Source organism: Actinoplanes sp. NPDC051494 (genome assembly GCF_044454705.1).
Lineage (GTDB): Bacteria > Actinomycetota > Actinomycetes > Mycobacteriales > Micromonosporaceae > Actinoplanes.
In genome coordinates this window covers 220007-240706 of the sequence record NZ_JBITDZ010000001.1, presented here as the reverse complement: position 1 = coordinate 240706, position 20700 = coordinate 220007, and the positions used below count along the sequence as shown (strand labels likewise).

The window sequence follows — 20700 nt, the reverse complement described above, 5'->3', positions numbered from 1 at the left end:
GCTACGTTACTCGCGGTGTGTTTCCGCTCAGCAACGCGTCGGCTGTCAAAGGTTTCGCGTACAGGTACCCCTGGCCCCGGTCGCAGCCCAGCGTCCGCAGCTCGGCGGCCTGTTCGGTGGTCTCGATGCCCTCGGCGATGGTGTCCAGGTGCAGCACCTGGGCGAGCCGGATCACCGCCTCGGCGATGGCCCGGCCCTCGGGGGTGCCGTTGAGCTCGGCGACGAACGCCCGGTCGATCTTCAGGATGTCGACCGGCAATCGGGTCAGGTACTGCAACGACGAGTAACCGGTGCCGAAATCGTCGATCGCGACCCGGATCCCGTGCTCGCGCAGGGCCTGCAGGACCGGCGCGTGGGTGTCGTCGACCAGCGCCGACTCGGTGATCTCCAGGACCAGGTCGCGCGGGTCGGTGCCGGTGCGCCGCAGCACCGCCAGCACGTCGTGCACCAGGGTCGGGTCCTGCAGCTGCCGCGGCGAGAGGTTGACGGACATGTAACCGCCGTCCGGCCGTACGGTCAGGGCCTGCTCGAGGACCCACAGGCCGATGCCGCTGATGTCCCCGCTGCGCTCGGCCAGCGGGATGAACCGCACCGGGCTGATCGGCCCACGGGTGGGGTGTGCCCAGCGCAGCAGCGCCTCGGCACCGGCGGTCCGCCCGCCGGCCAGCTCCACGATCGGCTGGTACAGCACGTGCAGCTCACCGCGCTCCAGGGCGTGCCGCAGGTCCTCGGCCAGCGCGGCGTCCTCGGCCCGGCGGTCGGTCATCGCCGGGTCGTAGCTGGTGAACGTGTGCGTGCCGGCCCGTTTCGCGTGGTACATAGCCAGGTCGGCGCGGCGCATCAGGTCCTTGACGGTGTCCTGCTCGGTCCCGTCGGTGACCCCGATGGACGCCCGGATCGGCACGGTGTCGTCGTCCAGCGTCACCGCCGGGGTGTCCAGCAGTCGCTCGGCGACACTCTCCGGGTCGACGGCACCGGGCAGCCACACCGCGAACTCGTCCCCGCCGATCCGCGCACAGGTGTCACCGTGGCGCACATTGGCCCGCAGATGGTGGGCGAACGTGACCAGGAAGTGGTCGCCGGCCGGGTGCCCGTACGCGTCGTTGACCAGTTTGAAGCCGTCGAGGTCGATGAGCAGCAGCGCGCCGGTCTCGTGGCGGCGCAGGCTGCGGGTGATCGCGTTGTCGAGGCCGGTGCGGTTGGCGAGACCGGTGAGGACGTCGGTGACCACCAGCTCCCGGCTGTCGCGCAGCGAGATGACCTGGCGCGCCATGATGGCGGCGGTCATCACGATCAGGCCGACGACCAGCCCGCCCCAGGGCAGCAGGTCGTCCTCGCGGAACGTGACGGTCAGCATCAGGCCACCGCCCAGCGCCAGCGCCAGTACCGGCAGCCGGGCTGACCACGACGGCTGGTCCGCGAGCCGCTCCCGCACCGCGGGGGAGCGGGTGCCGGTGCTCAGCATGATCGGGGACAGGGTCATCAGCAGGGCACCGAGCACGATGCCCGCGTTGACCGGGACCGAGGACTCCGGGTGCAGGCCGCGCAGCGCCATCGACGACCAGACGGTGTCCGTCACCGCGTAGACGAGCATTCCGGCGACCAGCGGCGCGACCGGATGGGTGACCCGGGGCATCGCCCCGCCGAGCAGGAGCGTGCTGGCCGCCATGAGCAGCAGCAGATCCCCGATCGTGAAACCGATCGTGGCCGTCCAGAGCGGCCCCGGCTGCCAGTGCTCGAGCAGCGGGTCCAGGGCGAAATACCAGATCAGCATGAAGCCGCCGGCCAGCACGGTCAGTATCTCGGCACCGAACGCGGACCAGCGGCGGGCGCCCCGCAGCTCCCCGACCCGGCTCGTGAACGCCGCGACGGCCAGCAGGACGAACATCGCCATGCGGCACGAGGTGGCCACCCACCACCACCCCATGGCGTCCCGCGCGACGGCGGCCCCGGCCACCGCGCCACCCAGCACGGACGCGCCCCGGCCGAGCGCGGCCAGGCGCCAGGACAACGGGTACGGGCTCCGGCGTGCCGCCAGCAGGAAGTACACCACCCCGGCCGTGTCCAGGACCAGCAGCGTGGCCATGAAGATCCACTGGCGGGCGTCCGGGTAGCCCGCCGCGGTCACTGTGCCGGCCACGGCCACCGCCGTCGCCGCGTACCCGGCCCTCGTCACACTCTTCGCATCGGCAGTCCGGTCACCTTTCTGAACCGCGCGGGGCCGGTGATCCGTACTGTTGCGCATGAGGGTCTTGCTGGTAGAGGACGACGAGTCCATCGCCGAGCCGTTGGTCGACGGACTCGCCCGTTACGGCATCGTCGCCGATCACGTCGCGACCGGCGCGGCCGCGCTCGCCGCCCCGCCCACCGACATGGTGCTGCTCGACCTCGGGCTGCCCGACATCGACGGCATCGAGGTCTGCCGCCGGCTGCGCCGCGACGGCGACATCCCGCTGATCATGCTGACCGCGCGCGGCGACGAGACCGACCGCGTCCTCGGCCTGGAACTCGGCGCCGACGACTACCTGCCCAAACCGTTCAGCGTCCGGGAACTGGTCGCCCGGATGCGGGCCGTCGACCGCCGGACCCGGCCCTCGGCCGAGGTCCCGGTCCGCACGCACGGCCCGCTGAGCATCGACACCCGCACCCGGGAGGTACGCCTGCACCGCATCCCGGTCTCGCTCAGCCCCAAGGAGTACGACCTGCTCCTGCTGCTCGCCGCGGACCCCGGAGCCGTGGTCGCGCGCCGGCACATCCTCGACACCATCTGGGGTCCCTCGTTCTTCGGGCCGGGCAAGACCCTCGACTTCCACGTCGCCAGCCTGCGCCGCAAACTCGGCGACGCCGGCTGGATCGAGAACCGCCGCGGCGTCGGGTTCCGGCTGGTCGTCCAGGCCTGACCCGGTGGCTGCCGCCCGTCGTCTGCCCTGCTCGACGTCGCCGCGGGTCAGGCGGTGTCGAGCTCCGCGAACGCGGCACGGTGGTCGCTGCCCGGTGCCTCGACCACCCAGGACCGCTGGGTGGACATGCCGCGCTGCAGGATGTGGTCCGGCCGCATGACGGGAAGCTTCGACGGCCAGGTGAATCCGAAACCCGAGCCGGCTTCGACCTGGGTGTCCTCCAAGGGCTCGAACGCGGCGAACTGGCGGTCCGTCGTGGTCGTGTTGAGGTCGCCGGCCAGCAGCAACCGCGGGCTCTCGTCCGCCGCGATGGTCCGGGCCAGCGAGGCCACGGTCTGGTTGCGTTCGGCGGTCGCCGCGGGCCGGGCCGAGGCGAGGTGCGCCACGTAGATCCGCAGCGGCCCGTCCTGGGTCGGCACCGTGACCCGCAGGGCCCGGGTCCACCCGATCCCGATGTCGACCGGCGACATGTCGGACAGCGGCACCTTGCTCCAGATCCCGACGGTCCCGGTCACCGTGTGGTGGATCCAGGTCCGGTCGAGCGCCAGGCCCGCGGCGGCCCGGTTGCCGACGGTGAGTTCCTGCAGCACCAGCACGTCGGGGTCGGCCTCGGCGACCGCGGCCAGCGCCGTCCGCGGCTCCGGGTTGGTGGCTCCGAGGTTGAGGGTGGCGACCCGCAGATCGTGGTGGTCGGCACCGGACCGGGGCACGAGAACCGGACCGAACATGACTGTCCACAGGATCGAGGGAACCAGGCTCACCACGAACGCCCACCGGGACCGCCGGACCACCGACGCGCCGAGCAGCAGCGGCAGCACCACCCCGAACCAGGGGAGTCCACTGTCGATCGCCGTCCCCAGCCATCCCGGCACCAGCGAGTGCAGCCCGAGAACACCGGCGACACCCACCGCGACGGCCGCCGTCACCGCACTCCCGATGCGCCATCGCCGGTTCTTCACGTCGCCAACCCTAACGAACTTCGCCGACCGCCCTCCGTCATTCCCGGCTCCCATGGACGGCGTCACACCGGGCACCGCGACGGCAAGGACCGGTCCTGGCCGTAGGAACAGCCGAACCGATCGATGCCCGGAGTGCCCTGCGAAGACCGTCCGGCAGCCGCCGCCCGCTCATGACCATCCCCGCAGCGACAGCAGATCGGCTGCCGCGCCGCCCACCCAGCCGTCCTCGAGCACGGCGAGAGCATCCGCCGCGGCCGCACCCGCCAGACTGGCCGGCCGCGATCCCGGCACCACCATCGCGTGATCACCTCGCGTCACCACCGGCACGAGCCGGGTGATCCCGGACGTCACCCGGACGTCGCCGAGCACCGGCAGCCGCAGCAGACCCGCCGCGGCTGTCGTCACCGGGAGCGCCCCGCTCATCGCGGACAGCAGGGGCCGGAGCAACGTCACCGCGGCGACCAGGCCCGCGAACGGATTGCCGGGCAGCCCGACGAGCCACCTGCCACCGGCAAGCGCGGCGAGGACCTGCGGATGCCCCGGCCGGCACGCCACCTGATCGACGACCATCCGTGCCCCGGCCCCGTCGAGAACGTCCCGCAGGTGGTCGGCCCGCCCGGCCGACGACGACCCGCTGACGGCCACGATCTCGGTGTCCGTGGCGGCGATCGCCTCGGCCAGCAGCCGGGGATCGTCGCGCACGATGCGATGGTCGGTGACGGATCCTCCGGCCGTCGCGGTCAACGCCGTGATCATGGGGCCGAAGACGTCCCGGACACTGCCCGCGCCCGGCACGCCGCTGGGCACGATCTCGTCGCCCGTGACCAGCAACCGCACCCGGGGCACCGCGTGCACCGGCACCACGTCGACCCCACCCTGGGCCAGCAGCCCGCACACCGCCGGGGTCAGGCGCCGGCCGGCGGGCACCAGCGGATCGCCGCGCCGCGCATCCTCCCCGGCCCGCCGGATGTGGCGGCGTCGCCCGGCGACGCCGGAAACCGTCGAGCCGTCGACGACCACCTCCTCGTACGGGATCACCGCGGTTGCCGTGGCGGGCACGACCGCCCCCGTCATGATCTCCACCGCCTGCCCCGGCGTCAGGGGTGCGGCCCACGGCGGCGCACCGGCGAGCAGCCTGCCGGTGACCTGCCACGGACCGGAGCCGCACACGGCATACCCGTCCATGGCGGCCGTGTCGAAACCCGGCAGATCCGTGCGGGAGTGCACGGGCCCGGCCAGGACCCGCCCCGCGGCCTCGCGCAGGGCGACGGTCTCGATGGGCAGTGGGGCGGCCACCGTCGCGGCTTTCGCGAAGGCCTCGCGCCACGGGATCCCGTTCGTATGATTCGCAGACATCACCGCGAGTGTCACATCCGCGCGATCGCGCCGCCGGGCAGCCCTGCCCGGACCGGCCCGCCGCACCATCACCGCCGTCGTCACGGCCGGTCCTTGCGGCGGGTGAACCAGCGCATGACGTCGAGGGCGTGCGAGGCCGGCTCGGAGATCGGGTGGAAGATGTGCTCGATCACGCCGTCGAGCACGACCAGGGTCAGCCGGAGATACAGCGTCATGTCCCCGGCCGTGAACGTCGGCAGCCCGATCGCCGCCGCGAGCGTCAGCCGGGGATCCGGCACCAGGGGGTAGGGCAGGCGCATGCGGTGCACCAGCTCGCGTTGGTAACCGGCCGGCTGGGCGGACAGCCCGTAGACCCGCGCCGCACCGACCCGGAGCAGCTCACCGTGATGGTCGCGGACCCAGGAGGCCTGCTCGGTCCCGGCCCGGGCGCCGGGGATCTCGCTGAGCCCGTTGGTCAGGTCGACCCCGGGCCGCCCGGTCAGCGGGAACACGAAGATGATGCTGCGACCCGCACCGAGCGCCCCGAGATCGACGGGCTTGCCGTCGGTGGCGTAGAACCGCAGCGACGGCATCCGGGCCCCGACCAGCCGGCCCGGATCGTGAATGCCGGCGTCACCCAGCTTGACGACCTCGCCCGCCGCGGCGTCGAGCCGGGCGTCGAGGGCCTCGCGTTGCGCGGTGAGCTGACCGATACGTCTCTGCAGCTCGGTGATGGCACTGCGATAGGTGGCCAGCGCCGCGTCGCACGCGTCGGGCCTGTCGTTGCCGTCCGCCAGCGACTCGACGAACGGACGGGTCTCCTGCACGGTCAGCCCGAGAGCGGTCAGCTCCCTGATCTGCGCGACCATCCGCTCGGCTATCGGTTCGTACTCCCGGTAGCCGTTGCCCAGCCGCCGGGGCACGACCAGCCCGGCCGCCTCGTAATAACGCAACGCGCGAACGGTCGTCCCGGTCCGTCGCGCCAGCTCTCCCACTCGCATGCTGAGGACCTTAAACCCGCACCTCAAGGTACGGGTCAACGTGACGAGCCTCGCCTGTGGACAACCGGTTCTCGATCTCCCCGGTCTGTAAGACTTTCGCCCCGACAAGCCCATCACCGGACACGGGGAGTCAGCATGACCGTGATCGAGAAAGTCATCGGCCGCCAGATCCTGGACAGCCGGGGCAACCCGACCGTCGAGGTCGACGTCGTCCTCACCGACGGTTCACGGGGCCGCGCGGCGGTCCCCTCGGGCGCCTCCACCGGCATTCATGAGGCTGTCGAGCTCCGCGACGGTGACCCGGCCCGCTTCCACGGCAAAGGCGTGCGCCGGGCCGTCGCGGCCGTCAACGGGCCGCTGGCCGCCGCCGTGACCGGCCTCGAGGCGCAGGACCAGTCCCACGTCGACGAAACCATGAAAGACCTCGACGGTACGAAGGGGAAGAGCCGTCTCGGTGCCAACGCGATCCTGGGGGTGTCCCTGGCGACGGCCCGGGCAGCGGCGGCCGCCCAGCGCGAACCGCTCTACCGGTATCTCGGTGGCCCGGAGGCCACTGTCCTGCCGATCCCGATGATGAACATCCTCAACGGGGGTGTCCACGCCGACAACGCGCTCGACATGCAGGAGTTCATGATCGCCCCGGTCGGTGCGACGTCGTTCGCCGAGGCCGTCCGGATGGGTTCCGAGGTGTTCCACACCCTCAAGAACAAGCTCGCCGTCGCCGGTCACGACCTCAACGTCGGTGACGAGGGTGGCTTCGCCCCGGAGCTGACCACCGCGGAACAGGCTCTCGACTTCCTGATGCTCGCGATCGAGGAGAGCGGATACACCCCGGGCAGCGACATCACCCTCTGCCTGGACCCGGCAAGCTCGGAGTTCTACTACGACGGCGTCTACGACTATGTCGGTGAAGGCCGCAAGCGCTCGATCGACGACCAGGTCGGCTATGTCGCCGAGCTGTGCGAGCGGTATCCCATCTCCTCGATCGAGGACCCCATGGCGCAGGACGACATCGTGGGCTGGACCCGGCTGACCGAGGCGATCGGTCATCGCGTGCAACTCGTGGGCGACGACGTGTTCTGCACGGATGTGACCAGGCTCCAGGCTGGCATCGCCGGCGACTACGCCACCTCGATCCTCGTCAAGGTGAACCAGATCGGCACACTGACCGAGGCCCTGGCCGCGGTCCGTGCCGCCCACGACGCGGGCTACACGGCCGTCATCTCGCACCGGTCCGGCGAAACCGAGGACACCACCATCGCGGACCTGGCCGTCGCCACCGGGTGCGGGCAGATCAAGACGGGTTCGCTGTCCCGCTCGGATCGCACCGCGAAGTACAACCAGCTGATCCGCATCGAGGAAGAACTGGGCGACCGAGCGAAGTATCAGGGCGCCGCCCTCACCCTCCGCCGCTGAGTTGTCCTGCTCGAGGCGCCCGCGGTCAGGAGAGGGTGTGCCGGAGCAGTTGGCGCGGCACTCCGGCCGCGGTCAGCTGGCCCGCGATGGCGGCGGTGCTGTTGTCCAGGAAGATCGCCACGCGCTGGTCGTCACAGATCGTGCACGCGGCGGCGAGCGTGCCGAGGTTGATCGAGTCCAGGTGCGAGACGTCACCCAGGTCGAGGATGAGCCGTGACGGCCGGACCCGCCGCACCGCGTGGTCCAGCACCCGGCGCAGCTCAGCCGCACAATCCGGACCGACAACCCCATGTGGCTGGATGATCAGGTCGCCGTCGGGCCGAGACTCCATATCCACGCTGTCAGACATCGCGTTACCTTCCGGTTTGTCCTGCGTGTCCAGCCGTCAGCGTAACGGTGATCACTCCCGCGGTCGACTCCGGCCACGAGGACAACGGCGCTCACCCGGCGCCGGAAACGGAGCCGGCGACCGCGATACCACGGCAGCGAGGGGGTGATACCTGCGAGAACATTCGACAAGAAAATGTCGCCGCGTCCCGAAGAATCGATCAAGGCGCCCGGTGCGGCGCCGGGCGCACGGTTCGAGCGCTGGGTCCACGGTTCGAGCGTTGGGCTCGCGGTTCCAGCGTTGGGCCCATGGTTCGAGCGCTGGGTCCCGCGGGCCGAGCGGCGGGGCGCATGGTTCGTCCTGCCGCTCCGCCACGGGCTGGCCTGTTCGCACCCGCCAGGCCGGCCGGTGGTTGCTCCGGGCCGGTGGCCGGGCTGTCGCCGCGCCGTGGCCGGGCTGTCGCCGCGCCGTGGCCGGGCGGACCGCTGACCGGTGCGCGAGGTGCGTCGAAGCGGGGTGGCGGGGGTTCATGCGGGCGACTCATAGACGGGCCGAGGGAATGGGGCTTGAACGGAGTGTGTGCGGGTCATCAACAGGGAGGGACTATGCGATGTGGATCACGCATGGCCCGGTGGTGGGAAGGTTTCCATGGGGGAGGTCCCGGGCAAGGGGCGGCCCGTGGAAGATCGGTACCGGCTGGACGAGCGGCTCGGCGTGGGTGGGATGTCCGTCGTGTGGCGGGCGTATGACCAGGTCATGGAGCGCTACGTCGCCATCAAGGTACTTTCCGTGACTGGAGTGCGGCGGGTCGGTGCGCTCGAGGTGGACGGGCCGGGCGCCCCGGTGGCGGGGGCGGATGCACCGGGTGGCCGGGCTGACGGCGGCTGGGCTGACGGTGGCCGGGCTGACGGTGGCCGGGCTGACGGTGGTCGGGCTGGCGGCGGCTGGGCTGGCGGCGGCTGGGCTGACGGTGGCCGGGCTGACGGTGGCTGGTCGGGGGAGGTCTCGGCCGGGGGTGATCGGCTGCGGGTCGAGGCTCGGGCCGTGGGTGGGCTGCGGCATCCCAATGTCGTCGAGGTCTACGAGTTCGGGGAGGAGCCCGGGGAGTTCGGGGCGCCGGCTACCCCCTACGTGGTCATGGAGCTGGTCGAGGGGCGGACGCTGGCCCAGGTGTTCGCGGACGGGCCGTTGCCGTGGCGGACGTCCGTGCGGATCTGTTCGCAGGTGGCGGCGGGGCTGGCGGCCGCGCACGCCGGTGGGGTGGCTCACCGGGATGTGAAGCCGGGCAACGTCATGGTCACATCCGGCGGGGTGAAGCTTCTCGACTTCGGGATCTCCGCGCCGATCGGGTCGGCCGACGAGCAGGACGGTGAGGTGCTGGGGACCCCCGCGTATCTTGCCCCCGAGCGGCTGGACGGTGGGCCGGTGCGGGCCGCGGCCGATGTCTACGGCGTGGGGCTGCTGCTGTACCGCGCGCTTGCCGGGCGGATGCCGTGGCAGGCGTCGACGGTGACCGAGATGGTCCGGGCCCATCTGTACGCCGAGCCGCCCGCGCTGCCGGTGATCGAGGGGCTGCCTCCCGTGGTGTCCGCCCTCCTGCAGGACTGCCTGGCCAAACGCCCCCACCAGCGGCCGGCCGCGGCTGAGGTGGCCCGGATCCTGGAGGACTCGTTGCGGCCGGTGAGCGCCCGGCTGTCGAGCAGCCGGCGGCACTTTCGTCGGGAGCGACGGAAAGTTCCTTCTCGCTGATCGGAAACTTTCTTCATATCGAGGGTTTCCTTTCTCCCGGGGCCTGGGTTAGCGTCGCTTCACGTAACACAAGCGACACAAAGTGTTACGTGGGACCCCCGGGAGGATGCTGCATGCGTACCGGAATCTGGTTCATCGGCGCTCGTGGCTCGGTGGCTGTCACCGCCACTGTCGGGGCTGCCGCGTTGCGGGCCCGGCTGGCCGACGCCACCGGGTGTGTGACCGAGCTGCCGCCGTTGCGCAGCCCGGCCCTGCCCGCCTGGTCCGATCTTGTCTTCGGTGGGCATGACGTGGTCACGCTGCCGCTGGTCAAGAAAGCCGACGCGCTCGCCGCCGCCGGGGTGCTGCCCGGGCGGCTCGTGGCCGCGCTGGCCTCGGAACTCGCCGCGGTCGAGAAGGAGCTGCGGCCACTGCCGACCGGGGACACCCAGGCCGTGGTCGCCGAGCGGATCGTCGCCGATCTGCGGGACTTCCGGGACCGGCACGCACTGGACCGGGTGGTGGTCATCGACGTCGCGACCACCGAACCCGTCATCGAGCCGCATCCGGCGCACGCCACGCTGGCCGATCTCGAGCAGGCGCTGACCGGCAGCGAGCCGGTGCTGCCGTCGAGCGCGCTCGGTGCGTACGCGTCCATGAAGGCTGGTTGTTCCTTTGTGGACTTCACGCCGTCGACCGGGGCGCGGCTGCCGGCACTGGCCGAGCTGGCGTGGCAGGAAGGCGTTCCCTACGCCGGCAATGACGGCAAGACCGGGGAAACCCTGGTCAAGTCGGTGCTCGCGCCGATGTTCGCGCTGCGGCACCTGCGGGTGACGAGCTGGTCCGGGCTCAACCTGCTCGGCGGCGGCGACGGCGCCAACCTGGCCGACCCGGCCGCGAACGCCGCCAAGGTCGCCAGCAAGCAGCGGGTGCTGGGCGACGCGCTCGGCTACGAACCCGAGGGGACCAGCCGCATCGACTACGTCGCGGAGATCGGCGACTTCAAGACCGCGTGGGACCTGGTCACGTTCTCCGGTTTCCTCGGCACCGCGATGCGGATGGAATTCACCTGGCACGGCTGCGATTCCGCCCTGGCCGCGCCGCTCGTGCTCGACCTGGCCCGGCTCACCGCGGCCGCGCACGCCGCCGGCCGCAGCGGGCCGCTCACCGAGCTCGGCTTCTTCTTCAAGGATCCGCTCGGCGACGGACCGTCCGCCCTGGCCGAGCAGTGGGCCGAGCTCGTGACGTTCGCCGCCGGGCTGCGGGGATGAAGAATCCACTCCGTACGCTGACCGAACTCGTCCGGGCACCGGCGGCGCTGTCCGTCCCGGGTGATGTCCTGGCCGGGGCGGCCGCGGCCGGAGTGCTCGGCCGCCGCAGTGCCGGGCTCGCCTCCGCGTCGGTGCTGCTCTACTGGGCGGGCATGGCCGCGAACGACTGGGCCGACCGCGACCTGGACGCCACCGAACGCCCCGAACGGCCCATCCCCTCCGGCCGGATCTCACCGACGGCCGCGCTCGGAGTCGCCGCGGGACTGACCGCGGCCGGACTCGCGGTCGCCGGTCGCACGGGCGGCGGACGGGCGTTGTCGGTTGCTGTCCCTTTGGCCGCCGCGGTCTGGGCCTACGACCTGCGTCTCAAGAACACCGCGGCCGGCCCGGCGGGCATGGCGTTGTGCCGCGCGCTCGACGTGCTGCTGGGGGCGACACCGGGCCATCCGGTACGAGCGGTGCCCACCGCCGCGGCGATAGCCGTCCACACGTACACGGTGACGGCGCTGTCCCGGCACGAGGTGTCCGGCAGCCCGTCGGCGGCGTTGCCGTCGGCGACCCTGGCGACCACCGCCGCCCTCACCGCTGTCGTGGCCGCTACCCGCCCGGCCCGGCCCGGGGGCAACGCAGAAAGAGCCGGCAACCCGGAAAGAGTCGGCGACCCGGAAAGGTCCGGCAGCGCAGTAAGGTCCGGCAACGCGGAAAGAACGGTCGTTCTCGCGGGTGGGCGGGGCCGGGACGCGGTTACCGCAATTCTCGTGGGGGAGTACGTCCGGGGTTACGGGCCGGCGCAGGCGCGGCTCTTCGCTGATCCGGGCGCGGGCCGGGTGCGGGCCTCGGTGGGGGCGGGGATCACCGGGCTGCCCGCGCTGCAGGGAGCGCTGATCTCGCGGTCCGGTCGGCCGTTGGTGGGGCTCGCCCTGGCCATGGCGGCGCCGCTGGCCCGGCGGCTCGCACGGACGGTCTCGCCGACGTGACGGGGGATCCGGGGCTGCGGTTCGGGTACGGGACGAACGGGTTCGCCAATCATCGGCTGGGGGACGCGCTCGCGGTCATCGCCGACCTCGGGTACGTGGGGGTGGCGCTCACGCTGGACCACGACCATCTCGACCCGTTCGCGGCCGGGCTGGCGGGGCGGGTGGCGAAGGTCGCCGATCAGTTGCGGGACCGGGGGCTCGGGGTGGTTGTCGAGACCGGCGCCCGGTATCTGCTCGATCCGTGGCGCAAGCATGCCCCGACGCTGCTGCACGACGACCGGAAGGTGCGGCTGGACTTTCTGCGCCGGGCCGTGTCGGTGGGGGCCGATCTGGGAGCTGAGGCCGTCTCGTTCTGGGCCGGGGTGCGGCCGGACGAGGTCGCCGCGGACGTCGCGTGGCAGCGGCTGGTGGACGGGTGTGCCGAGATGACCGCGTTCGCCACCGGGCAGGGCGTTCCGGTGGGGTTCGAGCCGGAGCCGGGGATGCTGGTCGAGGATCTGGCCGGGTGGCACCGGTTGCGCGACGCGATGGGGGCTCCGGACGGGTTCGGGCTGACCCTCGACATCGGGCACTGCCGGGCCGTCGAGCCCGATCCGGTGCCCGACTGCGTGGCCGCCGCCGCACCGTACCTGGTCAATGTGCAGATCGACGACATGCGGCGCGGGGTGCACGAGCATCTGGAGTTCGGGGACGGGGAGATCGCGTTCCGTCCCGTGCTGCGGGCGTTGCGGGACGGCGGATACCGGGGGCTGGTCGCGGTGGAGCTGCCGCGGCACTCGCACGCCGCTCCCATGGTCGCCCGGCGCTCGCTGGAGTTCCTGACGGAGGCCGCGCGATGAGAGCTGAGGAGATCCGGGCCGCGCTCACCGGCGTACCGGAGCACTTGTGGTTGACCGACGCCGTGGCCCGCGTGCGTGCCGACCCGGACGCCGCCGGGTCGCTGTTCGCCCGGGCCGGGCGCAAGCTGGGCCGGCAGCCGGTGGCGGACGGCTGGACCGCCGCGGAGGCCGGCCGGGTGGTGTTGCTACTGGCGCTGGACGATCCGGAGCGGGTCGCGCGGCTGTACTGGCAGGGTGATCCGGCCGAGCGCCTGGCCGTCCTGCGGGCGCTGCCGTTGCTGGACATCGGCGCGGCCGGGGTGCCGTTGGCCGAGGACGCGTTGCGGACCAACGACAAACGGCTGGTCGCGGCCGCGCTCGGGCCCTACGCCGGGCATCTCGACGACGCGACCTGGCGGCAGGGGGTCGTGAAGTGCGTGTTCATGGGGATCCCGCTGGCCGTCGTGGACCGGCTGGAGGAGCGGGCCGACGACACGTTGACCGGGATGCTCACCGCCCTGGCGGTCGAGCGCGAGGCGGCCGGCCGGGCCATGCCTGAGGATGCCGAAGCCCTGGTCACGAACAAGGAGCAATGATGCGCGTCTTCGATCCGCACATCCATATGACCTCCCGTACGACCGACGACTACCGGCGGATGGCCGATGCGGGGGTGCGCGCGGTGGTCGAGCCCGCGTTCTGGCTCGGGCAGCCGCGCACGAATCCGGGGTCGTTCGCCGACTACTTCGACTCGCTGCTCGGCTGGGAACCGTACCGGGCGTCGCAGTTCGGGATCCGGCACCACGCCACGATCGCGCTGAACCCCAAGGAGGCCAACGATCCGCGGTGCAAGGGGGTGCTCGAGCTGCTGCCGCGCTACCTCGACAAGGACGGGGTGGTCGCGGTCGGGGAGATCGGGTACGACGCCATGACCCCCGCCGAGGACGAGGCGTTCGCCGCGCAGCTCGATCTGGCCGTCGCGTTCGAGCTGCCCGCGCTGGTGCACACGCCGCACCGGGACAAGGCCGCCGGCACGAGGCGCACGCTGGACGTGGTGGCCGCGTCCGGGATCGCCGCCGAGCGGGTCGCCGTCGACCACCTCAACGAGGTGACCGTCGCCCCGGTCAAGGACAGCGGCTGCTGGATGGGGTTCTCGATCTACCCCGACACCAAGATGACGCCGCCGCGGATGGTGGAGATCCTCAAGGCGTACGGGACCGAGCGGGTGCTGGTGAACTCCGCCGCCGACTGGGGGCACTCCGATCCGCTGCTCACCGTGGCGACCGGGGAGGCGATGCTCGCGGCCGGGTTCACCGAGGACGACGTGGACCGGGTGCTGTGGCGCAATCCGATCGCTTTCTACGCCCAGTCGGGCCGGCTGGATCTGGCCATGGACACCGCGCCGCAGGACACGTTCGCCGGGAGTTCCATCAAGCGTGGCGGCAGCTGATGCGGCTGCGGCACCCCGACGGGACGGCGGTGCATCTGTCCTACTGCACCAACGTGCACGCCGCCGAGGACTTCGCGGGGATCCTCGCGCAGCTGGACACGTACGCGGTCCCGATCCGGGAACGGCTCGGCACCGACGTGCTGGGCCTGGGGCTGTGGCTGGCCGCGCCGGTCGCCGCCGGGCTCGCCGCGGACGTCGCCGCACGGCAGCGGCTGCGCCGGGCGCTGGACGAACGGGGGCTGGAGGTGGTCACCCTCAACGCGTTCCCGTATCAGGCGTTCCAGGCGCCCGTGGTCAAGCACGCGGTCTACCAGCCGGACTGGACCACGCCGCACCGGCTCGCGTACACGATGGACTGTGCCCGGATCCTGGTCGACCTGCTGCCGGACGACGCGGTCCGGGGATCGATCTCGACGCTGCCGCTGGCCTGGCGCGACCCCTGGGACGCGGCCCGCGCGTCGGCCTGCCGCCGGGCCCTGGACGACCTGGCCCGGCAGCTGCACCGGCTGCCCCGGCCGGTGCGGGTGGCGTTCGAACCGGAGCCGGGCTGCATCATCGAGACCACCCGGGAGGCGGTCGCGCTGCTCGGCGACGCCGACACCTCCGTGCTGGGGGTCTGCCTCGACCTGGCCCATCTCGCCTGCGCGTGGGAGGACCCGGCCGTCGCGGTGGACCGGCTGCGCGCGGCCGGCATCCCGGTGGTGAAGACCCAGATCTCCGCGGCGCTGGCCACACCGTACCCGCGCCGGGACGCGGCCGTGCTCGGCCAGTACGTGGAACCGCGCTTCCTGCATCAGACCCGCGGCCCGTACGGGCTGTCGGCCGACGACCTCGACGAGGCGCTGAGCTCCCCGGGCGGGGAGGACCAGCCGTGGCGGATCCATTACCACGTGCCGTTGCACCAGGCGCCCGTGCCGCCGCTGGAGAACACCGCGTGGATGCTGCCGGAGGCGTTGCGGGAACTGGCCGGTGGCGACACCGCGCTGTGCGACCACTTCGACGTCGAGACGTACACGTGGCACGTGCTGCCGCCGGCCTCGCGCCCGGACGGGCCGGCCGAGCTGGCCAACGGCATCGCCTCCGAACTGTTCTTCGCCCGAGCCCAGCTCACCGCGCTGGGCCTGTCCACCACCTCTTGAGGGGGTACCGCTGTGAACCCGGTCGTGGTCCTCGACGTCGTCGGTCTCACCCCGCGCCTGCTGGAGCACATGCCACGGCTGTCGCGCCTGGCCACGTCCGGTTTCCGGGCGCCGCTGGGCACGGTGCTGCCCGCGGTCACCTGCTCGGCGCAGTCCACGTTCCTCACCGGCGCGCTGCCCGCCGAGCACGGCGTCGTCGGCAACGGCTGGTACTTCCGCGACCTGGGCGAGGTCCTGCTCTGGCGGCAGCACAACGCGCTGGTCGGTGGCGAGAAGGTGTGGGACGCGGCCCGGACGCTCGCCCCCGGCTTCACGGTGGCCAACATCTGCTGGTGGTACGCGATGGGCGCGGCCGTCGACTGGACGGTCACCCCCCGGCCGGTCTACCACGCCGACGGGCGCAAGGACCCGGACTGCTATACGTACCCGCCTGAGCTGCACGACGACCTGGTCGCCGAGCTGGGGACGTTCCCGCTGTTCAGCTACTGGGGCGCGAACGCGGGCATGCCGTCGTCGGAGTGGATCTGCCGGGCCGCCGTGAAGATCATGAAGGACCACGAGCCCGATCTCACCCTGGTCTACGTGCCCCATCTCGACTACGACCTGCAGCGGTACGGGCCGTCGGGCCCCGAGGCGGTCGCCGCCGCCGCCGAGCTGGACGCGGTCCTCGCCCCGGTCCTGGACGCCGCTCTCGAGCGCGGGGCGACGGTCGTGGCGCTCTCCGAGTACGGCATCACCGACGTGAACCGCCCGGTCGACGTGAACCGTCTGCTGCGCCGGTCCGGGTACCTCGACGTGTACACGCAGGCCGGCATGGAGTATCTCGACCCGTGGACGTCGCGGGCGTTCGCCGTGGCCGACCACCAGGTGGCGCACGTGTACGTGGCCTCCGCCGAGGACATCGCGGACGTCGCCAAGCTGTGCGCCGAGCTGCCCGGGGTGTCCGAGGTGCTCGACAGGACGGACCAGGCGGCGCACGGGCTCGACCACGAACGCTCCGGGGACCTCGTGCTGGTCGCGGAACCGGACTCCTGGTTCACCTACTACTACTGGCTCGACGACGCCCGCGCCCCCGACTTCGCCCGCCTCGTCGAGATCCACCGCAAACCCGGGTACGACCCGGCCGAACTGTTCTTCGACCCGGCCGGGCCGGCCGCCGCCAAGGGTCGCGCCGGGCTCGCCCTGCTCCGCAAGAAGATCGGCCTGCGCTACACCATGACCGTGGTCGGCCTCGACGCCGGCGCCCGGGCCGTCCGGGGCTCGCACGGGCGGCTGCCCACCGACCCGCTCGACGCCCCGGTGCTGCTCTGCTCCGACGCGTCGTCGGCGCGGGAGTCGTACGCGGCCACCGACGTCAAGGCCCTGCTGTTGCGGCTCGCCGGGCTCACCGCATGACCGTCGACATGGCCCCGGAGACCGACGCCGCCGGGCTCGCCCGCCGCTGCGAGGCCGCCCTCATCGAATACCTGGACCGGCAACGGCCGCACTGGCCGGACGGCACGCCCCGGGGAGTGCTCGACGCCGTACGCCGCTTCGTGCTCGCCGACGGCAAACGCGTGCGCCCGCTGTTCTGCTACTGGGGCTGGCGCGGCGCCGGGCGCCCCGACGGCCGGCCGATCGTCACCGCCGCCGCCGCGCTCGAACTGTTCCACGCGTTCGCCCTGATCCACGACGACATCATGGACGGCTCCGAGACCCGCCGCGGCCGCCCGACCGTGCACCGCCACTTCGCCGACGTGCACACCAGCCGATCCTGGAAGGGCGACCCCGTCCGGTACGGGTACAGCGCCGCCCTGCTCTGCGGCGACCTGTGCGCGGCCTGGGCCGATCAGTTGTTCCACGAGTCCGGCCTGCCCATCGAATGGATCCACCGTGGCCACCGCCTCTTCACGGTCATGCGCACCGAGGTCATCGCCGGGCAGTACCTCGACCTCGTCTCCGGGGTCGGCGACGGCTCGGTGGCCGGCGCCCTGACCGTCATCCGGATGAAGGCGGCCCGCTACACGGTCACCCGCCCGCTGCAGATCGGCGCCGCCCTCGCCGACGGCGGCCCGGAGCTGCACGCCGCGCTGCAGGCGTTCGGCGACCCGCTCGGCGACGCGTTCCAGCTGCGCGACGACGTCCTCGGCGTGTTCGGCGACCCGGTCCTGACCGGCAAACCCGTCACCGACGATCTGCGCGAGGGCAAACCCACGGTCATGCTCGCCATGGCCCGCGACCGGGCCGGCCGCGCCCAGGCGGCCCGGATCCGCGAACTGTTCGGCACCCCCGACCTCGACGACGCCGGGGCCGCCGAGCTGCGCGACATCATCACCGCCACCGGCGCCCGCGACGGCATCGAGGACCTGATCACCCGCCGCACCACCGAGGCGATGACCGCCCTCGCCGCGGCCCCGCTCAGCGTTCCGGCCCGGACCGCCCTGGAGGAGCTGGCCTCGTCAGTGGTCGCCCGGGACCGCTGATCGCGTTTCCCCCCGGGCGGGCAGGCGGCGCTCATCGGACCGGCGACTAAGCTCTGCACCGTGCCCTACGGAATCGTGCTGCTGCCGGATCCCGGGACGAGCGCCGCGCTGGTCGCGCTCGCGGCCACGATCGGGGCGGACGCCGGCCCGCTGATGCTCGTCGGCGACCAGGCCCCGCCGCACGTCAGCGTGCTGCACGTGGACGGCGGGTCCGAGGAGGACCTGCGCTACTGGGCCCGCTCGCACGCCCGGGACTTCACCGTCAAGATCATCGGCCTGCTGTTCGCCGCCGTGCCGCCCGGTGACTACTACGTGCCCGAGGGCGGCTACTACGCCGGCCTGGAGGTCGTCCGGCGGCCCGGCCTCGACGAGTTCCACCGCGAGACACTCGACTGGGCCGAGAGCGCGGGCGCGACCCCGCTCGGCGCGGTGGGCACCGACTACCGGCCGCACGTCACCCTCGGCATGACGGCGCGCCCACCCCGGCTGCCGGACCTCGACACCCTGCCCTCCGGCGAGTTCACCCTGAGCCCCGCCATCGCCCCGCTCGGCCCGTACGGCACGTTCCCCACGCTCGCCCGCTGACCCCCACCTCGCACTCCGGCGTCAGCTCGCGGTGGCGGTGACCTCCACCTCGAGGACCGCGCCCGGCAGGAAGAGGCGGCTGACCTCGACGGTGGTGCTGGCCGGTGGGGGCGTGCCGGGGAAGAACCGGCGGCGGACCGACGCGTACGCGGGCAGGTCACCGAGGTCGGTGACGAACGTGCGGAGGTGCAGGACCGCGCCGAGCCCGGACCCGTGCGCCGCCAGCAGCCGGCCGATCAGGTCGAAGATCCGCCCGGCCTGGGCCGCCATGTCACCCGGCGCCACCACCACGCCCGCGTCGTCGACCGCCACCTGGCCGGAGAGCAGCAGCAACGCGCCCCCGCCGGCCAGGTCCACCCGCGCGACGTGGGCGAACCGGTCGCCGAACGGTGCGGCGACCGACGCGGGATTGTCCAGTGTGGTTCTCATGCGACGGACGCTACCGATCACCCTGCCATGCCACCAGCGACTGTTTCGCATCACGGCCATGCGTGAACGGCATGGGCCGGGTGGGCATCGGCCAACCCTGCCCAACGACGACCCGGTAGGCCGGTGACGGGCGGGTGGATCACCGTGCGCTCCGTGGACATTCCGGCGTACGGCCATTGCCCGCGCGCCCGGATCGGCACCACCATCGTCGGCATCCCCGACCGTAGCGGAAGGATCCGACCCCACGTGCCGACCAGCACCCCCAGCCCCGGCGACGACGGGGCCGCCACGGCGGATCTCAGCGGCCGCCGGGTCGGCAGTGAATACGTCCTGATCTGCCCGGTGGGTCAGGGTGCCACCGGAACGGTCTGGCGCGGCCTGGAGAGTTCCACCGGTGACCAGGTGGCGGTCAAGCTGCTGCACGAGGGACTGGTGCGCCAGCCGAAACTGGTCACCCGCTTCGTCCAGGAACGTTCGATCCTCAAACTGGTCCGCCACGAGCACGTCGTCGGGGTCCGGGGCCTGTTCAGCGTGGGGGAGTCGCTCGGGCTGGCGATGGACTTCGTCGCCGGCGGCAGCCTGCGCGAACGCCTGCGCCGCGACGGCCCGGTGGCGCCCGGCGAGGCGGCCCGGCTGCTGGCCCAGGTCGCCGCCGCGCTGGCCGTCGCGCACGGGCTCGGGGTGGTGCACCGCGACGTGAAGCCGGACAACATCCTGCTGCAGGCCGACGGCGAGCACCCGGACGTACGCCTCACCGACTTCGGCATCGCCCGGGTCCTCGACAGCCCCGGCCTGACCAGCTCGCACGCGGTGATCGGCACGCCGCACTACATGGCCCCGGAGGCGATCAGCGGCGGCGAGGCGGCCCCGGCGGCCGACGTCTACGCGCTCGGCATCGTGCTGTTCGAGCTGGTGGCGGGGCGGACGCCGTACGCGGGGGAGTCGTTCGCGGTGCTGCGCGCCCACCTGGACGACCGCCCCCGCCGCCCGGTGGGCATGCCCGGCCCGGTGTGGGCGCTGATCGTCCGCTGCCTGGACAAGGATCCCGCCCGCCGCCCGGAAGCGGCCGCGCTGCAGGACAGCCTGCGCACCCTCAGCCGCGAGATGGCCGGCGTGCCCGCCCTGCCCGGGGTGCCGGCGCCGCCGGTGGGGGACCGGGGCGACGCGCGACCGGGAGCCGCGGCGGACGTCCCGCGGCCGCGGCCGAGGCGCCGTCCGCAGAACCGGCCGCACGAGTGGGCCTGGGGCCGGCGCGGCCTCCTCGGGCTGATCATCCTGGGTGTCCTGGCCGGTGGCTGTCATTCCTGGCGCGACAGTCCGGCGGCGCACCCGGGCGAGCCCGTCCCGGCCCGGCCCGGCTCCCCGGCCGGTCCCGTGACACCGGTGACGTCGGTCGCCCGGCCGTCGTCCCGTGCCGCATCCGCCGCGTCACCCGTCACGGGATCGCCGGGAAGTACTGATAAAAACGGCTAAATCGGTCAAGGGTGCGGCGGCACCGCTGAGGGCGCCGCCGGCCCGGGCTGCCTGAGTGCGGCCGGCACCGGTCCGGCCGATGGCACTCAGCGCGACGACGGCCTGGGTGATGCCGGCCCGGGTGACGACGGCCTGGGTGATGGGGCCCCGGGTGACGACGGCCTGGGTGATGGGGGCCTGGGTGATGGGGGCCTGGGCGATGACAGCCTGGGTGATGGGGGTCAGGGGGACGGCAGCCGGGCCGGGAGTGGGCCGTCGTGCGCGGGGCGGGCCGGCTGCGACAGTGACGGCATTGACGGGCGGGCCGGGAAGCGGAACGGGTGGCAGTGCGGGGCCGGGTACTCGAGCAGGGCCCTCGGGCATCTGGTGATCGCTCGACCGTGTCATGCGCCGGGTGACGCCGTCTCGGTCGTGGGGCGGCTGGAGGCTCCG

19 protein-coding genes and 1 pseudogene are annotated in these 20700 nt (G+C 72.7%); 14 read left to right on the top strand and 6 right to left on the bottom strand.

Annotated features, from left to right (window positions below):
• Nucleotide 1: 1 nt before the first annotated feature.
• A complete protein-coding gene (locus ACIA6A_RS01135) occupies nucleotides 2–2176 on the bottom strand; it encodes a putative bifunctional diguanylate cyclase/phosphodiesterase (protein WP_396095322.1) in 2175 nt (724 codons plus the stop codon).
• A gap of 67 nt (nucleotides 2177–2243) precedes the next feature.
• Here ACIA6A_RS01135 and ACIA6A_RS01130 point away from each other — a divergent pair, with 67 nt between their 5' ends.
• Nucleotides 2244–2900: a response regulator transcription factor gene (locus tag ACIA6A_RS01130; RefSeq protein WP_396095321.1), complete on the top strand. Its 657-nt coding sequence runs from the start codon at nucleotides 2244–2246 to the stop codon at nucleotides 2898–2900.
• Nucleotides 2901–2947: 47 nt separating this feature from the next.
• On the opposite strand, the gene ACIA6A_RS01125 is transcribed toward ACIA6A_RS01130, so the two are convergent.
• The 3 genes from ACIA6A_RS01125 to ACIA6A_RS01115 all read right to left on the bottom strand — a co-directional run bounded on the left by ACIA6A_RS01125 (nucleotide 2948) and on the right by ACIA6A_RS01115 (nucleotide 6195).
• Entirely contained in the window at nucleotides 2948–3859 is a 912-nt protein-coding gene (locus ACIA6A_RS01125) for an endonuclease/exonuclease/phosphatase family protein (protein ID WP_396095320.1), read from the bottom strand.
• A gap of 168 nt (nucleotides 3860–4027) precedes the next feature.
• A complete protein-coding gene (locus tag ACIA6A_RS01120; protein WP_396095319.1) occupies nucleotides 4028–5215 on the bottom strand; it encodes a molybdopterin molybdotransferase MoeA in 1188 nt (395 codons plus the stop codon).
• Between the two features lie 80 nt (nucleotides 5216–5295).
• Nucleotides 5296–6195, bottom strand: coding sequence for a MerR family transcriptional regulator (locus ACIA6A_RS01115; protein ID WP_396095318.1), 900 nt, complete (start codon nucleotides 6193–6195; stop codon nucleotides 5296–5298).
• A gap of 135 nt (nucleotides 6196–6330) precedes the next feature.
• Here ACIA6A_RS01115 and eno point away from each other — a divergent pair, with 135 nt between their 5' ends.
• Nucleotides 6331–7611 carry a phosphopyruvate hydratase gene (gene eno / locus ACIA6A_RS01110; RefSeq protein ID WP_396095317.1) on the top strand — a complete coding sequence of 427 codons (1281 nt, stop codon included), beginning with the start codon at nucleotides 6331–6333 and terminating at the stop codon, nucleotides 7609–7611.
• A gap of 25 nt (nucleotides 7612–7636) precedes the next feature.
• Here eno and ACIA6A_RS01105 read toward each other — a convergent pair whose 3' ends face one another.
• Nucleotides 7637–7960 (bottom strand): STAS domain-containing protein, encoded by a 324-nt coding sequence (locus ACIA6A_RS01105; RefSeq protein WP_396095316.1) that lies wholly within the window; start codon nucleotides 7958–7960, stop codon nucleotides 7637–7639.
• Between the two features lie 627 nt (nucleotides 7961–8587).
• Here ACIA6A_RS01105 and ACIA6A_RS01100 point away from each other — a divergent pair.
• From ACIA6A_RS01100 to ACIA6A_RS01050, 11 genes and pseudogenes are all read left to right on the top strand, one after another.
• Nucleotides 8588–8767, top strand: a pseudogene (locus tag ACIA6A_RS01100) (hypothetical protein); the annotation flags it as partial.
• Nucleotides 8762–9688 (top strand): serine/threonine-protein kinase, encoded by a 927-nt coding sequence (locus ACIA6A_RS01095; protein ID WP_396096421.1) that lies wholly within the window; start codon nucleotides 8762–8764, stop codon nucleotides 9686–9688. The pseudogene ACIA6A_RS01100 and the gene ACIA6A_RS01095, both read left to right, overlap by 6 nt.
• A 113-nt stretch (nucleotides 9689–9801) precedes the next feature.
• Complete coding sequence (locus ACIA6A_RS01090) at nucleotides 9802–10938, top strand: inositol-3-phosphate synthase (RefSeq protein ID WP_396095315.1); 1137 nt, start codon at nucleotides 9802–9804, stop codon at nucleotides 10936–10938.
• Complete coding sequence (locus ACIA6A_RS01085; RefSeq protein WP_396095314.1) at nucleotides 10935–11915, top strand: SCO3242 family prenyltransferase; 981 nt, start codon at nucleotides 10935–10937, stop codon at nucleotides 11913–11915. The genes ACIA6A_RS01090 and ACIA6A_RS01085 overlap by 4 nt, the downstream gene beginning before the upstream one ends.
• Nucleotides 11912–12754 carry a sugar phosphate isomerase/epimerase family protein gene (locus ACIA6A_RS01080; RefSeq protein WP_396095313.1) on the top strand — a complete coding sequence of 281 codons (843 nt, stop codon included), beginning with the start codon at nucleotides 11912–11914 and terminating at the stop codon, nucleotides 12752–12754. The genes ACIA6A_RS01085 and ACIA6A_RS01080 overlap by 4 nt, the downstream gene beginning before the upstream one ends.
• A complete protein-coding gene (locus tag ACIA6A_RS01075) occupies nucleotides 12751–13329 on the top strand; it encodes an EboA domain-containing protein (RefSeq protein ID WP_396095312.1) in 579 nt (192 codons plus the stop codon). Before ACIA6A_RS01080 ends, ACIA6A_RS01075 begins: the two co-directional genes overlap by 4 nt.
• Nucleotides 13329–14180, top strand: a complete 852-nt coding sequence (locus tag ACIA6A_RS01070; RefSeq protein WP_396095311.1) for a TatD family hydrolase — start codon at nucleotides 13329–13331, stop codon at nucleotides 14178–14180. The genes ACIA6A_RS01075 and ACIA6A_RS01070 overlap by 1 nt, the downstream gene beginning before the upstream one ends.
• Nucleotides 14180–15319 (top strand): metabolite traffic protein EboE, encoded by a 1140-nt coding sequence (eboE, locus tag ACIA6A_RS01065; protein ID WP_396095310.1) that lies wholly within the window; start codon nucleotides 14180–14182, stop codon nucleotides 15317–15319. The genes ACIA6A_RS01070 and eboE overlap by 1 nt, the downstream gene beginning before the upstream one ends.
• Nucleotides 15320–15331: 12 nt before the next feature.
• Entirely contained in the window at nucleotides 15332–16714 is a 1383-nt protein-coding gene (locus ACIA6A_RS01060) for an alkaline phosphatase family protein (protein ID WP_396095309.1), read from the top strand.
• A complete protein-coding gene (locus ACIA6A_RS01055) occupies nucleotides 16711–17781 on the top strand; it encodes a polyprenyl synthetase family protein (RefSeq protein ID WP_396095308.1) in 1071 nt (356 codons plus the stop codon). The genes ACIA6A_RS01060 and ACIA6A_RS01055 overlap by 4 nt, the downstream gene beginning before the upstream one ends.
• A 60-nt stretch (nucleotides 17782–17841) precedes the next feature.
• On the top strand, nucleotides 17842–18366 hold the full coding sequence (locus ACIA6A_RS01050; protein WP_396095307.1) for a hypothetical protein: 525 nt from the start codon (nucleotides 17842–17844) through the stop codon (nucleotides 18364–18366).
• A gap of 21 nt (nucleotides 18367–18387) precedes the next feature.
• Here the strand turns inward: ACIA6A_RS01050 and ACIA6A_RS01045 are convergent, their stop codons facing one another.
• Nucleotides 18388–18795, bottom strand: a complete 408-nt coding sequence (locus tag ACIA6A_RS01045; RefSeq protein WP_396095306.1) for a RidA family protein — start codon at nucleotides 18793–18795, stop codon at nucleotides 18388–18390.
• 153 nt (nucleotides 18796–18948) lie between these two features.
• Here ACIA6A_RS01045 and ACIA6A_RS01040 point away from each other — a divergent pair, with 153 nt between their 5' ends.
• Nucleotides 18949–20268 carry a serine/threonine-protein kinase gene (locus tag ACIA6A_RS01040; protein ID WP_396095305.1) on the top strand — a complete coding sequence of 440 codons (1320 nt, stop codon included), beginning with the start codon at nucleotides 18949–18951 and terminating at the stop codon, nucleotides 20266–20268.
• Nucleotides 20269–20700 lie beyond the last annotated feature (432 nt).